This window comes from Proteus columbae, assembly GCF_009914335.1.
GTDB lineage: Bacteria > Pseudomonadota > Gammaproteobacteria > Enterobacterales > Enterobacteriaceae > Proteus.
Map to the genome: position 1 here is coordinate 341136 of NZ_CP043925.1, position 14771 is coordinate 355906.

14 protein-coding genes are annotated in these 14771 nt (G+C 37.7%); 8 read left to right on the forward strand and 6 right to left on the reverse strand.

The window, feature by feature from the left end:
- Position 1 precedes the first annotated feature (1 nt).
- Positions 2-1822, reverse strand: coding sequence for a site-specific DNA-methyltransferase (locus F1325_RS01695; protein ID WP_160229909.1), 1821 nt, complete (start codon positions 1820-1822; stop codon positions 2-4).
- 780 nt (positions 1823-2602) lie between these two features.
- Between F1325_RS01695 and F1325_RS01700 the strand changes: the two genes are divergently transcribed.
- Positions 2603-4228, forward strand: coding sequence for a YfjI family protein (locus tag F1325_RS01700; protein ID WP_160229910.1), 1626 nt, complete (start codon positions 2603-2605; stop codon positions 4226-4228).
- Positions 4229-4463: 235 nt separating this feature from the next.
- Here the strand turns inward: F1325_RS01700 and F1325_RS01705 are convergent, their stop codons facing one another.
- Together F1325_RS01705 and F1325_RS01710 are read right to left on the reverse strand one after the other, a co-directional pair.
- Positions 4464-4682, reverse strand: a complete 219-nt coding sequence (locus F1325_RS01705; protein WP_160229911.1) for a helix-turn-helix transcriptional regulator — start codon at positions 4680-4682, stop codon at positions 4464-4466.
- 100 nt (positions 4683-4782) lie between these two features.
- On the reverse strand, positions 4783-5376 hold the full coding sequence (locus tag F1325_RS01710) for an inovirus Gp2 family protein (protein WP_160229912.1): 594 nt from the start codon (positions 5374-5376) through the stop codon (positions 4783-4785).
- A gap of 532 nt (positions 5377-5908) precedes the next feature.
- Here F1325_RS01710 and F1325_RS01715 point away from each other — a divergent pair.
- The 7 genes from F1325_RS01715 to F1325_RS01745 all read left to right on the forward strand — a co-directional run bounded on the left by F1325_RS01715 (position 5909) and on the right by F1325_RS01745 (position 10113).
- Positions 5909-6634 (forward strand): hypothetical protein, encoded by a 726-nt coding sequence (locus F1325_RS01715; RefSeq protein WP_160229913.1) that lies wholly within the window; start codon positions 5909-5911, stop codon positions 6632-6634.
- 44 nt (positions 6635-6678) lie between these two features.
- Positions 6679-7368, forward strand: a complete 690-nt coding sequence (locus F1325_RS01720) for a transcriptional regulator (RefSeq protein ID WP_160229914.1) — start codon at positions 6679-6681, stop codon at positions 7366-7368.
- A 9-nt stretch (positions 7369-7377) separates the two neighbouring features.
- Positions 7378-7863: a hypothetical protein gene (locus tag F1325_RS01725; RefSeq protein WP_160229915.1), complete on the forward strand. Its 486-nt coding sequence runs from the start codon at positions 7378-7380 to the stop codon at positions 7861-7863.
- A 39-nt stretch (positions 7864-7902) separates the two neighbouring features.
- Positions 7903-8364: a hypothetical protein gene (locus F1325_RS01730; RefSeq protein ID WP_125112366.1), complete on the forward strand. Its 462-nt coding sequence runs from the start codon at positions 7903-7905 to the stop codon at positions 8362-8364.
- A gap of 68 nt (positions 8365-8432) precedes the next feature.
- Positions 8433-8651 carry a hypothetical protein gene (locus F1325_RS01735; protein ID WP_160229916.1) on the forward strand — a complete coding sequence of 73 codons (219 nt, stop codon included), beginning with the start codon at positions 8433-8435 and terminating at the stop codon, positions 8649-8651.
- 163 nt (positions 8652-8814) lie between these two features.
- A complete protein-coding gene (locus tag F1325_RS01740) occupies positions 8815-9216 on the forward strand; it encodes an antirestriction protein (protein ID WP_156730787.1) in 402 nt (133 codons plus the stop codon).
- 60 nt (positions 9217-9276) lie between these two features.
- Positions 9277-10113, forward strand: a complete 837-nt coding sequence (locus F1325_RS01745; RefSeq protein WP_160229917.1) for a DUF932 domain-containing protein — start codon at positions 9277-9279, stop codon at positions 10111-10113.
- Positions 10114-10181: 68 nt separating this feature from the next.
- Here the strand turns inward: F1325_RS01745 and F1325_RS01750 are convergent, their stop codons facing one another.
- The 3 genes from F1325_RS01750 to F1325_RS01760 are packed head-to-tail and all read right to left on the reverse strand — an operon-like array spanning position 10182 to position 14524.
- On the reverse strand, positions 10182-12533 hold the full coding sequence (locus F1325_RS01750) for an AAA family ATPase (protein WP_160229918.1): 2352 nt from the start codon (positions 12531-12533) through the stop codon (positions 10182-10184).
- Positions 12517-13221 (reverse strand): ABC-three component system middle component 1, encoded by a 705-nt coding sequence (locus F1325_RS01755; protein WP_160229919.1) that lies wholly within the window; start codon positions 13219-13221, stop codon positions 12517-12519. The genes F1325_RS01750 and F1325_RS01755 overlap by 17 nt, the downstream gene beginning before the upstream one ends.
- The gene (locus F1325_RS01760; protein ID WP_160229920.1) at positions 13205-14524 is read right to left on the reverse strand and encodes an ABC-three component system protein; all 1320 of its coding nucleotides are present in this window, start codon (positions 14522-14524) and stop codon (positions 13205-13207) included. Before F1325_RS01760 ends, F1325_RS01755 begins: the two co-directional genes overlap by 17 nt.
- Positions 14525-14771: the final 247 nt, after the last annotated feature.

The window sequence follows — 14771 nt, forward strand, 5'->3', positions numbered from 1 at the left end:
GTTACGCCCCCATAATGCGATGGATAGCGTATGGTAACTGACAAAACTCAATACGTTTTTCAGTTAAGTTTTTTTGACTCATAAACTTAGCAACAGCAAAAACGATAGTGCGCTTTTTCGTTGCATTGTTTTTACTAATGATCTCTATCTTGTCAGCGTTAAGTGCGGCTTCGTTAGAGCGTAGCCACTCACTATCAGGGCGATAGAACAAGTGGATACGGAAGAGATCTGTTTCACCGATAAAACCATCTGCAGAGGTCTTTGCCACGGTTTCTAAAGACTTCCCTGTCGCGGTATAAAATACATAACGTGCTAATGCATCGAATGATGGCATGCCTTTGCCAGTTAACAGGCTTTCGATTTGAATGGGCTCACCCAAAGTACAATAGGTAAAACTGCCGTTAATACCCTTTGTATACTCATCAACTATTCGCTCGCCATTAACGGTCAGCACACCATCTTTAAGTTCTTTTTGTATTCTGTCGAATTTATCATTATGTTTAGCTTCAATTTGAGCGATTTTTTCCATCAACTCAGAATGTTTTTTTTCAAACACTGACCAGGATATTTTTTCAGACAGCAACTCTTGTCTTTGTTTTCCTTTAAATGGATAGCCTCTTATGACTCTGCGTACACGTTCTGCAGTTAGTGCATCTGCATAGTCTTCGCATTCAACCAAAATAAATCTTCGACTTCCGCCATCCTCTTCATTGAGGGATAAAATTGCATGAGCGGTACTACCGCTACCAGCAAAACTGTCAAGTATTAAAGAGTCTTTTTGAGTAGCTATGCGAAGAAGACGTTTCATCAACTTTGTTGGTTTTATAGTATCAAAAGAAAATTCCTTATCTGGAATAATAGCCATCAACTCTTTTTTGGCTTGATCTGTATGTCCTGCTTCGTCACTTGGCCACCATGTCCAAGGAACAAAGCCATCCACCTCACTCGCATATCGGATTAGATTAGGTTGAGCATCACCATTTACACCAAAATAGATTCTTTTTTGAGCGTTTAAATCATTAAATGTTTTCTCCGACATCCCCCAACAACGCCCCTCAGGAGGGTAAAACTCTTTACCAGATGGAGATATAATTTTGTAAAACTGATCTTTCGTAGCATGCCCCGCTTGTGCGGTAATAGGAATAGGACGCCAAGGTCCCTTAGGATCGTTATTGGAGTTTCTATAAACCGACATTTGCTCCTCGGTTCCAGGCAGCTTGTTTCTCGTAAGTTTAAAGTGTTCTTTGTTCATAGCATAAACATGAATATAATCATGTACATCGCCTATGGCCTCGCGATTCTCTCTCGAGTATCTTTTTTGCCAAACTAATGTCGCAATATGGTTATCTCGGCCAAAAATTTCATCCATTAATTCACGTAACGAATGTCCTTCATTATCATCAATGGTGGCAAAGATAACGCCAGTGGAACTAAGGAGTTCTTTAAGTATTAGTAGCCTAGGCCACATCATGCACAACCACTTGTCATGACGCTCTAGGTCCTCTTTATCAACAGGGTTCGCTGAATTTTTCAGCCACTCTTGCATAAGCGGTGAACGCACATTGTCGTTATAGCACCAGCCTTCGTTGCCTGTGTTATAGGGTGGATCTATAAAGATGCAGTCAACCTTACCTGCATGGGTCGGTAGCAAAGCTTTAAGCGCTTCAAGGTTATCACCGTGGATGATCAAGTTGTCATTAAGTGAGGGGGCGTTGCCTTCTGGTGGTAAAGATTTGTCGGTTTCAACTTTTAATTCGCGAAACGGTACACTCAGGTGATGCGAATAAACAAACTGCTTACCTTTAAAATCCAAAGTTGGCATACTTATTCCTTAAATTATTAATTGGTTCTAATAGTTAAATTTTGCTGGTTTTGCCCCCAGATATCTAGCTGTTTTATCTCTCTCATGGTTGTAATAATTTTTGTCCTATAATCAGGAAGATAAAAACTATCTAATAATTCAAGGGGTATTTTATCTAACAACAGAATAACATATAATCCCTCCTGCCCTCCATCTGCCTATCAATGATCCACTCCACCAGCTGTTCTTCAGTTTTCATCTTCAGGGTATTTAGCCAATCATCTAACGGAAAACCTAGCGTCAAATCATACCAGCACAACCACATCAGCTTAGGACGTAGCTCAGGGTTATTGAACGGGTTAAACAAACTAATCAGCTTGTTGGCAAATGAACGTTGTCCTATCCTCAGGCATTCACTAAGCAAGATACCCTCCAGTATCGGATGGTAGCTTAGCAGGCGATCTATATCAGCTTGGACAGATAACGGCTCAGGAAGCGTTTTACCGTGTATTAAACGATACAGGCATACGGGTACGACAGCGTGTGTGCTGTCGTTATCAGGAAAGCGTATATCAGCCACTATCAGCTGGTGGCTATTCTTGATGAAGGGATGACACATTCCCTGACAAACAGCTAACTTGGTAAAGCCTTTTGGGACAATTTTGAAATGAATATTGTTAGGAAAGAGTATAGTGGCTTATTTTTAATGACAAATCCATTAAGGATATGTTGGCTTTCACCGTTATTCCTTTTATATTTCTATCAACAAGCTCATAATGCACAACAAAATAGGATATGGTGATGAACTCATCTAACCAACAGACCCCCAGTCCAGCGGAATACCTTGCTTCACTGCTAGAATCAGAAAGAAAGGCTCAAGAACTACAGAATATAAATACGTCATTTCCTCTAGATGCCTTACCCCCAATTTTAAAAAATGCTGTGATTTCACTACATCTAGACACCAAAATACCAGTTGAATTAATTTGCCAAGTCATTCTAGCCGCTGCATCTCTTGCCTGCCAATCCTCAATTAATGTCCAACCACATTACAGCCAAACACCAGAGCCATGTGCACTTTATTTTTTAACGCTTGCCGATCCTGGTGAAGGAAAAACGACTATCAATAAGCTAGTTATGAAGCCTTTTTATGATTTCTCTGTAAAAATGAAGAAGAAATATGATAATGATTTAGTCAACTATGAACAGTCATATAACATTTGGAAAATCAAAAAAAAAGTATTAGACAATAATTATAAGAAAGCCATTGAAAGAAAATACCCAGGAGAATTGGAATCCGATGAAATAAAAAAACATTTATCTATAGAGCCTCAGAAACCAAAGCGTTTTCAGTTAATTTATGATGATGTAACAAAGAATGGGCTTATTGAAGGGTTACAACAACACCCTAATGCGGGTGTCATTTCGGATGAAGCCATTACCTTTTTTACGGGGTATTTAAAAAAACACATAGGCTTATTAAATAAGGCATGGGATGGTGAAACATATTCATTTAGTCGAGCAAACAATGAATATCATGAAATAAAATCTTGTTTGACATTTTCTTTACTAAGTCAGCCAAGTATATTTACCGAGTATTTAAAAAAACAAGGTGATATTGCAAGAGGGAGTGGTTTCCTTTCACGTTTTCTTTTTTCATCCGTGATTAGCAATCAAGGAACCAGATATTATTCAATGAAAGGCCGTCCATCAGAGGAAAATATTTCAGCTATTAATGCTTTTTATGAGGAAATTAACAACCTACTAAATCTTCAAAATGAAACTCCATTTGAAAATAACCGTGATAAAATAACAATAAAAGCAAGTCAAGATGCTATTATAGCATGGGCTCAAATAAAAAATAATTTTGAACATTGGAGTAGCAAGGGAGGTGCATGGTTTCACATTAGAGATATAGTATCAAAATCAAGTGCAAATATTTACCGATTGGCTTCAATATTAAAACAATTTGAAGCCGAAAAAAACGAAATTAATTTAAATCGACATGATATTAAAAATGCGAGTCATATAATCTATTGGAATTTAGAACAAGCTAGTAAGTTGTTTTATCCATTTTCAGAAAAATACAAAATAACTCTAGATGTCCGTGAGTTGTATTCATGGTTGAAGTCAAACTTTGAAAATAATAACTTTATGGCATTTTTGAAAAATGACATATTAAAATATGGCCCTAGAAAATTCAGAAAGATTAACATACTTGATCCCATTCTAAGTATTATTGTCAGTCAAACAAATTTTCGTGTTATTCGAAGCCAGTTTAGTGGTGCATTATATATTTCAATTCAATTAGAAAATGGATGCATTGCATGCCCATTGCCAACCACAACGTATCCTATTCAATATTCGATTGTACCAATAATAAATACAAACAATGACGCTCCTAATATTGATTTCAGTGATTTATAAAATAATTAGAATTATTGATTTATTGTCATGGGTAGTAAGTTATTCCCCCTTTTTATCTATAAGGGTAAAAAACAATCAAAATTATTTATTTTTGACTGATGAGCATGGCTATTGCGGCTACTATAGCCGCAATAGCCATGTTTTAATGCTTGTTACTATGTTTTTTGTTTCATTTTTGAACGATGCATGTATTGATAAAAAATGAGTAAAATAAGATATTCAGCACATTTATTAATCATTTCTCATGGTCTCTTGAGGATGTTATTTTATCATTTAACCAATTTTCAACTTCACTTTTCAACCATCGAGAGCTACGCCCTAATTTAATCGGCTTAGGGAACTCACCTTCTTGAATGAGTTTATAAAACCATTTATCCGTTAACCCCGTAAATGTACAAATAAATTTCATATCTACAAATTGGTCATTGAGTAATGAATACGATTGTGATGTCATAATAATTAGCTCCTGTCTTGAATTAAAAGGCAGAAGCAATATCGATATTAAAATAGGGATATTACTTCTCAAAGTATATCCCGACTTTGTTAATAAAAACTTATTGGCTACAGCCAATTGAACGAAAGCCACTGTGATAGGCTTTTGTATAGTCTTTCGCTAAATAGTGGAAAGCCTGCCGTAGCTTATTTAATTCAAATTGAAGATTGGTATTATTACAATTATTACTTTGATATTGAACAAAGTGATATTTACCTGAAAAATGGACTAATCCTGATACTATTTCGAATTTAATATTTAATGCACTCTTCCATGCTTGATTAATCAATGCAGCTAAATTACCGTCATTCTTCTTGTAATCGCCAAGAGAGTAATAATTATCTTTGTTTAAAAAGAGTATCACATGATAATGTGGGTGATGACTTTCACTCCCTACCTCCCTAACCCAAATATAATCCAACTTTTCAGTTAATGCTTTCCCCCATAACTTACTCTTGTTTTTTACATCCCATTTTATTTTTTCTTTCAATGATTCAATAAATCGTGTTATTACTTTGGCATCATTATGATATTCACTATTTTCGCTAGGGAAGCGTAAATCTATTCTAAAAGCAGAGACTCGTTTCTTTTCGCTTAATACACGTGATAGTACTTGATTCATTATTTTTAGATAATCCTGATTAACTGTATACATAATCAACTCCTGTTATTTGTTGTTATATTAAAAGTGATTAATGTAATGATTTACGTTTTAACGTAATCTATTTACTTTAATGAGTGTCATTTATAGGAAATATATGCATATGAACCATACTGATTTTTCTATTGGTTCAGTTATAGTTATTTAAATATATCACTTTTATTTAACTGCTAGTTTCTATTCTGTTTCTTATTTATATATATTACTATACCAACACATATTAAAATCGGTTATTTCCCTAGGATAAAGGATGCAGTGGATATATTTTATTAAATTCGCTCCGAAGTTATTTTTATATAAATATGGAGTGACCTGTAAATAGAAACTATTCCCAAATAATTTGAGTCCTACATTACATTCATGAATACACCTAACTTAAACACTTAAAGAAAAGAAACAGCTACAAGTTTTACAATGACATTCCTTAGTACGGTTATTTAACTATTTCGATGAAAATAATTTTTGATGTGACATACCCTGTCTAGTGACTTTGTTATGCTCTATACCTTTATAAGGAGCCAACGTTATGCATAAGCACAAGATTGATCCTGATTTAGCATTTATCATCCATTTACATGATGACGATTTAGTCTTATTGGCTTCTTTTTTGTTTAAAGAAAATAAGCAAAAGCGAGTAATGGAAGAGTTTAAAATCTCCTCTATTCCTTTTTCGCTTGCGACACGTTCACTCTATTTAGATTATATTTTTTCAGCATTTCACATGGTGAGTGATGAATGTTCAGTAGTATCTACTTTTAATTTTTCTCGTAGTTCATATCGTCACCGATTACAAGATTTGTGTGCCCGATTAAATATCAAAGATAGGATTAAAAATGATATTGAAATTCTAGAACTCAATTTACTCATGAAACTGATTGAGAAAAGTATAAATGGGCTTAACCAAAACGATTTGTTAATTATTTCTCAAGATTTACAGCTTAATCTCTCAGAGCCTACGCCTACACAAATTAAGGTTGCACTCACTGCAGCAGTTAAAACATCAAATAGCGTTGCACTTGAAATAGCCACAATGATATTTAGAAGTTATCTTGAAATACATGAAAATATCTCGGTCTATCAAGCTGTTGAATTAATACACCATTCACTCATGTCATTGAAAAAGGCCATCAATACCACACTACAGTCTACTTGGCTAATGGAGACGATATTCCCTCCCAGTCAAAGTCAATTTCCACTACCCATTTATTTTATTGTGGCTTATCTACGCCAAAAATCTTTCATTCTTGCTTAGCATTTAGCAAGGCTTTATCTGTGTTGTCACTGGTAGGAATCCTTATGGCACAACCTTCAGCCCGTCATGAACGATTGGTACATCGTCTGGCGTATATTTTAACGCAATTATTCAAAGGGGAAACGTTATACCTCAATAGGCTAGCCTCGGAGTTTAATGTCTCGTACCGTACATTATTACGCGATTTTAATGAACGATTAGTCCACCTCGATTTGGAACATTTTCAAGGCGGTTATCGATTAGCGGGGGGATCTGCTGTATTACGTACAGATAGCGATATTCTCCAATTTGCCAATATCACCCATGTCGCTCAGCTTTTTCCTGTCTTGGATAGAAAGTTGCTGTCATTACTTCTTAATCGCCAATCTCATGAGTCTCCTTATAGGGTGTATCACTCGCCGCCTAAGGCTTTACCTTCACCTTTTGGTGGTTTTGCTATTGTGACTCAAGCGATTTTAGAACATCACTTTATTCATTACCGACACGAAGAAAAAATGTATCGCTGGGTATCACCCTATAAGTTGACTTATTTTGACGGTGTTTGGTACGTCTGTGGGGTCTATAAGGGATCTATTCATGCCATGCCATTACTGCTGTTGCAGGATATTGAACAAACCTCTCGTTATTTTCATCCAGATAACGCGATTACCCAACAAATAGAGGAGCCCACATTTATCCAAGCATTACCCTACTTTCAATATATCAAAGGGATATTACATCCCACACACGCTTAGGAGCATTTTATGACATTTTATTTACCAGATTTAAAACCGCAGCTATGCACGCTTATCAGTGGGATATTGATCCTTTTTTCAACCTCAGCTCACAGCACGATTGCTGATGATCAATGGGGCGATTGGTATGGCAGCACAGGAATGGCGTGGGATTTGAGTAGCAACAATGCCCAAGAGGAAACACTAATGTTCGCTTGCCATGGCGGTGTATTCCATATTCGTATGACGACGCCTGAGTATCGTAATGGCCTTACTCCTGACAACGCAATTTCGCCTGTCACTATCCGCATTAGTCAGTCTTCATATGGAACTGGTCGTTCAGATACCTCGCAAGATGATAATTATCAACAATTATTTGAACAGCTCAAAAAGACAACCCCAAACGACACGTTACAATGGGTGTCCTCACCGTTGACTTCTGCATTATTTTCAGCAAATGGGCTTGCTGAAGCTATGGCCGATACAGATTACCAAGACTGTATTGAGCATCCTTAGTGATGATTTTCTATAATATCTAAAACAGGAATATTAATTATGTCTTCACGTTTCGTATTTTCAATAATGACTTTATTAATGACATTGATATCAACCTCATCAGCACAAGCCATTACGTTGCGTGGTGAAATTCAACCGGACCGTTATACCTATTATTTAACGGATCAATATGCACAAAAATTATGGGCAATGAATCGAGATAGAAATAGAACGATCCGATTTAATCTTCCACCCGGTGAGCTTGTCGCGCAAACCGATGTCAGCTTTGCTTATCAACATCCAGCCCCCACCGCAATAACGTGCATTAGCAGCATCTATTATAATCAAGGGGCTCGGGCAAATTGGCTAAAAGTGGCTTGTATTGATAATAATGGACTGGAATATAGCACCCATCAGAAATGGCCTGACACATCGATTGCTAAGCGTGTTTGTAAAGTTGGCGAAGCCAGTTGTGATGCTTTTTTAACCATGAGTAGCGATAATTGGTCGGGTCCGCAATAAACTGGATCTGTATTTTTATTCATATTTCCTAGCCAGCTTTTGCTGGCTTTTTCTTTTAGGGTAATCCAATGTCAGTATTAAAACTTATCGCCACAACAACAAGTGTTGTGGCCTTGTCCTATGTGACCCACTACGCACAAAAGAAAGTAGCGGAAAAAATGCTCATTGAAAGGCAATTTTCAGAATCTGAAATCCAAGCAGCACGATTAGGGGCCGTATTTACGTGTACTACTCTGATTGGCGGTCCTCTTGACCAATTACTGAATACACTATTTTCAAAACATTAAACCACCATTTTTCCCATATATATTTAAATAACCTTATTACGGTAGGCCTTTGGGTCTACCGTTTTTATGCCGATTAAAAACAACATAGAGGATTTGTTCAATGCAGCAAAAGCGACATGCCGTAAACTCAATGAAGGGCAGTGAGGATTTTAATGCCAATTTGATGACGGGTAATCGAGTTTCTGACCACCAGCGTACGAAGTTCTGGCAAACCTACTTCGGCACAGTAAAAGGCTTCGCCACGTTTGAAGTGGTGATATTTACTATCATGGGCCAGTTCTGTGATGAATACACTGGCGGTTATTGGGAATACTGCACCTTACCCAACGGTGGCGCATTTATTTATCCCGATTTAGATCATGAAACGTTAACACTGTTCAATATGCACAATGGCAATGAAGCGATACTCAGCCCTGAAGCGGCAGGTGTCGCTGTCTGCTTAATGCTGTATAGCCAGTGGTCGTTTAGAACGGAAAGTGAAGTCTTAGTTGACCGTTTCTACCAGCTTCGTGACTATGCAATTCAACATCCTGAAACTTCAGCTATTTTTCACCTTATTGATTAAATTCCACTTAATTCACTCTTTCAGTTGTACCTATCTTATTTATTTTCAAGGAAATTCATTATGACTCGTTTAGCTTCCCGCTTTGGTGCGGCGAATAGCATTCGTCGTGACCGCCCGTTAACCATCGAGGAATTATTCCGTACTGTACCGAGTGTCTTCTCTGAAGAAAAACACGAATCCAGAAGTGAACGATACACTTATATTCCAACCATTACCTTACTCGATAGCCTTCAAAAAGAAGGTTTCTACCCGTTCTTTGCCTGTCAGACGCGTGTACGTGATGCTAGTCGTCGAGAACATACCAAGCACATGTTACGACTAAGACGGCACGATCAAATCACAGGTATTCAAGTACCTGAAATTATTCTCTTAAATAGTCACGATGGATCAAGCAGTTATCAGATGTTGCCGGGTCTATTTAGAGCTGTATGTTCGAACGGTTTGGTTTGCGGAGATACGTTTGGTGAAGTGCGTGTGCCACATAAAGGTGATGTTGTAGGCAAGGTGATTGAAGGGGCGTATGAGGTGCTCGATACGTTTGAGCAAGTGGCTGAAAAACGCGAAGGTATGCAGTCGTTATTGTTACCGCCACCAGCACAGCAAGCCTTGGCACAAGCAGCTTTGACTTATCGCTTTGGTGAGGAATATCAACCAATTACAGAGGAGCAAGTATTACAGCCTCGTCGCTGGGAAGATAAGAAAGATGATCTTTGGACGGTATATCAACGCTTGCAGGAGAATTTAATCAAAGGAGGATTATCGGGCCGGAACGCTAAAGGTAAACGAGCCCGCACTCGTTCAGTGAATGGTATTGATGGGGATATTAAATTGAATAAAGCACTGTGGGTGATGACGGAAAAAATGCATGAATGTTTTTCTTGCAGAGAAAGAATATAGATAATAGTAGCACATTGTTTTTGCATAAAATAATGTGCTTGCTATTTACTTTATAACGATTTTATTTATTAAGTATCAAAGGACAAACGAGACTGTTCCATAAAGTTGATCCGGCTTGCATACATGCCGAATTTTTTGTATTTATAACGGAAATAAGCTGACATACGATCTTCATGTGTTGACATGATGATCTGGCGATCTTGGAATTCAGTACGCAGTAACTCTATAAATCCTGCTACATTGATTTCATCTAGCGTTTGGACAGGATCGTCTACAAGTAATAGAGTGTGTTTTGCGTATCGCTTGTTCAGCGCGAGCGTAAATGATAACACTAGTGCTGAAAGCTGGCCCGAACTCATGGAAAAGACAGCATCATGCCCATGCCCTGGCACTTCATTGAAAGCAATTGAATTTCCGTCATTTTCTATAAAAATACCTAACCCCTGCTGATAACTTTGCATAAGTCTGCCAGAATAGATATGAAAAAGGATCTCAATCTCTTTAACTATGGATTCAAGATACAATCTTTTTTCATTTTCATAGATTCTTTTTAGTTTGTGTAGATGCTCTTTAAAACTAGTGGCTTTTTTGAACAGAAGATCTGATTTTTTATATTCTAGCTCACACTCTAAGATAAATTTAGAAGATGCAATGGCATGTTGTTGTCCCAGATAGACTTTCTTAAATTCAAGCTGTTGGGGGGTAACTCGTTCAACAGCTTGTGGATCATTTTTAAAGATTTCACGATAAATCCTCTCGTAATCATCAAAAATGCGGCTATCGTCTACGGGTTTAAATCTTTTACGGATCTGATGTTCTAGTTCATCTATTGTTTGTTGTGTTACAAGCTTGAAATCATCAGACAGAAGATTATGAATATCAATTCCTGCATCGTGAAGTTGTTGATAATAATTTTCCAGCCATTGGATTTGCTCCTCTGACAGGTTTGCGAGCTGGCGCTTACGTTCAATGATCTCTCTCTTTTGCCCCAGGCATGGCTGCAGAGCAAGTTCGATAGGTTCTTGCCAATTGAGTCTGAAGCTTAATAGTGATTGTGAGAATTGATTATTTTGTTGATCAGCTAAAGTTTCAAGTGATTTGCTCTGACTTTCTATTCCTTCGAGAAGCGTTTTTACCGTCGGCCAAGGATGCCCACATGTCGGACAAATATTTGTTGAATCGCAATGTGATTGATGTTCCCTGAATGCATTTACTAGTTGCTCACGCGTTTGTATTAGTTTTGCGTAGCATTCCTGAACTTTGTTTGCGGTGGTTAACTGTTTTTTTAGTTCCGCAACCTGTAACAGAAATTCTTCTGGTGTAAGATGAGGCGGAAGGAGTGGCACCAATGGAGCCGTGATTGATAGAAGATCCTCGCTAATGGCCTTTATTATATCTTTGAAGGTATCACTTATCTCTAGCGCAGCATCGAAGCAAGCAACCTCTGCCACCCATTTTTCTTTGTGTTCAAGGGGGCGATAAAACATTAACAGACGTTGTTGTAGTTCTTTTCTAGGGAGGAGCTTATGCACCAATTTATTATTATGTAATTGGTTTTTATAATTCTCGAAATTATCTGTAAAGCGCCTTAGGCGAAATAATTCTCCATCTGCTGATAGCCACTGTTCAAATTGCTGTACATCAAACTCTACTACATCGCGATCCCATGGTTGATCTGTAACAGTAATCATTCTTTCGTATGTGACAGAACTGCCCGTCGGTAACAACTGCTGCTTAGCAGTTTCCCATTTATCCTTAAGTTGTTTCCGTTCCTTCTTTTTCTGCGGATTACACAAATTTCCTATTTTAGCCGACGCTTGTGTAATGTTATTAATTTTATCTTGAATTTCGCCAATATCGAAAAGATGTGCAATCTGACCCTGCCTGTCTTTTTCTTTTTGTTTTAATAACCGCGTATTTTCTTCTTGCTCGACATAATGGAATAATTCAAAATCGCGCTGATACTGCTCACCGAGTAAGGTAGAAAGATAAGTTTCTTCCTGTGAAATGGCTTCAACCCGTTCGGCATTGAAGCTTGCTAGTTCATAAAGGTGTAAGCTCAGATCAGCTATACCTTTATGTTCATCTAGTGCAGCTTTACTGGCTGCTCTCTCAAGAAAATGACTCTGGCCATCTACTACAATCTCTGCACGAATTGAAAGCCAGTCATTGTCCTTGGCTTGTTTAAATAACCAAGGGCAGCCTGTTTTCAGACTACGTCGATCCACGGTCAGTTCTTCAAGCTCGATATAGCGACGAATTTTTCCTGTCAGCAGGAGCTCCATAGCATCAAAAAAGGATGACTTACCGAAACCGTTAGGGCCATCAAGAACGATGAGGTGATCACTCTCAAGTGTTAACTCAATCCTTTCAAAAACTTTAAAATTACGCACTTCGAGGCGTTTAATGATCACTTTCATAGCCAACCTCTGATAATTTCTCATCCATTAAGGTTAATAAATTTTCCGGCAGCATATTCGGCGATGATATCTGATTTGCTAGGGAATCAATAGCCGAATCTGTTGCAACCAGTATATTAGGATTAGTTGTACGCTGGATCCTTTCCCTAATATTTCGCTCGAGGCTGGTTAGATCTGAACTACCCGAACTATTAACGGAGATAAAGGGAAGCTTTATTGCAATTCTGTATAATAGACTTTGCCAGCCTCCTTCTAGGTAGTGTGATTTATACTCAGTAAAGGTATTAGGGGCAGTAATTGATTCTTGGAAAACGGTTGCAAAGCCCTTAATATCAATCTGTTGACGTAGTGCTTCGAATTCTTCGGTAGTGTAAGGAAGTACATGCTTTTTAAAGAAGTAGCTATCTTCTTCTATATGGTGAGCTTGCTTACTGGCGAGCACTTTGCTGCTGTCAGTATTCCATACAATCAATAAGTTAATATTTTTTTCAAGAGCAGGATCGACTGTAGAATTTTTACATTTACGTAGCCATTCAGCTTGGATTTCAGGAGTGATTATTGGTTCGCCATGGATTACCAACCAATAATTTGTTTTTCTAGTACTATTATATTCGTATAATGCTAAGTCTGCGGAGAGATTACGTGTCAGGCCTTCTGACTCCAGTAACTGTTCAATCAAGTTCTGCATCTTTCAAACTCTCAGGTATATTGTTTAAAGAAACCATAGCTACCTTCTTATAATTTCCTATGCGGTTTTCCCTTAGTAATTCGTGTTCAGTGGTATCCATATCCTCAGCCGAGTCAATACCTACGATCACATCTGAGATTGAATCTCTATCTATGGCGCTAGTAATAAGTGCACCAGATTCAAATAAGCACTCTACATCTTCGTTAATAGCCTGTTGCATGATGTCGTGACATATACTTGCCTGATGTTCTGCAGCATGGTAGATACCTGTGGGATAGTAGAAAATTCCTTCATTTAACCACGAAAATGTAACCGCAGAATCTTCATTACGTGCAGCCTGAACTAGTTTCCAAAAAATCTTAAACATACCAAGTCGCATTGCATCACTATCAATTGATTGGTCCTTAAATTCACTAAGCGTTTTAAAACGTCCCTTTTTATGTGGCATAGTTGCCCTTAGAAAGGCCTTCATTTCTTCAATATTTAGCATAGTAATAGTAGCCAAATAATCATCTAACTTTTGGCATGCTGCTTGGGATAGGCCGTCTTGGCGTTCACAAAACTCTTGGAAGTATGTACCAATATCAATTTGCAGACGGCTAAGGAAGAATGCCTCATTCTCAAATTGAACATAATCTTCTGCTTCAATTACATTATACAACTCAGAAAACTCAATAAACTCATTGGCTGCTATCGTAGCCTGATGACTATTGGTAGCCTCATGTATTAGACTATGAGTTATTATGACTTTTGAATTAACTATGCTTTCAAGTGTATTTTGAATTTTATCAACAAGATTAGCTTTCCAATTAGGTAGTGATACAACGTCAGAAATTAGGTTGGTAAGTGTATCCTTAATCAAATTATCCACTTCATTTAGTGGGCAAAACGATTGTTCGATACGTCCGTTTGTATCAGGAGGGATTGGGTAAGTATAAAATCTCACAGGTTCATAGTCAGCTTCAAACCTTTCTGGGATATTCCTTATCGGGCGTGCAACATGAAAATAAGCGAGTGCTATTCTCCGTTGCTTCGCATTATCCCGTTGAGTCGAAATGCCATGGCTGTAGGCAGAAAAGAGCGTATCCTTATACGCTTTGACTTGATGCATTGATAGGCATTGATGTTGACGAAAAATAGCGAAATCATCCTGACTTTCTAACTGCAATTTCAAATCCCGGTTCGTTTCATAGTCTGCGGACATCATCTTCAGACAATGATATAGCGCCAGTTTGCCCTGATAAACAAACCCGCTCCAGGTTGAAATCGCGGTATGCGGAAGAACTTGAGGAGCTACTGCCATGAGATCCCTTATAAACATAATTAAACATTAACTAAGATTCTATCTACATAGAGATTTATTTGGATTAAGTATATAACCTATTTATAAATATGGCACTACAAAGTGTCGGGTTTAGGTTAGAACGCAAAGACTAGAAGATTAGATATAAAATTTATTTATGTTTTAATCATTGTCAATTTAGTCACATAAATGCTTAAAGAAGTAAGATAGCATTCGAAAAAGTAGTACATGTAACATGTGCTATCGA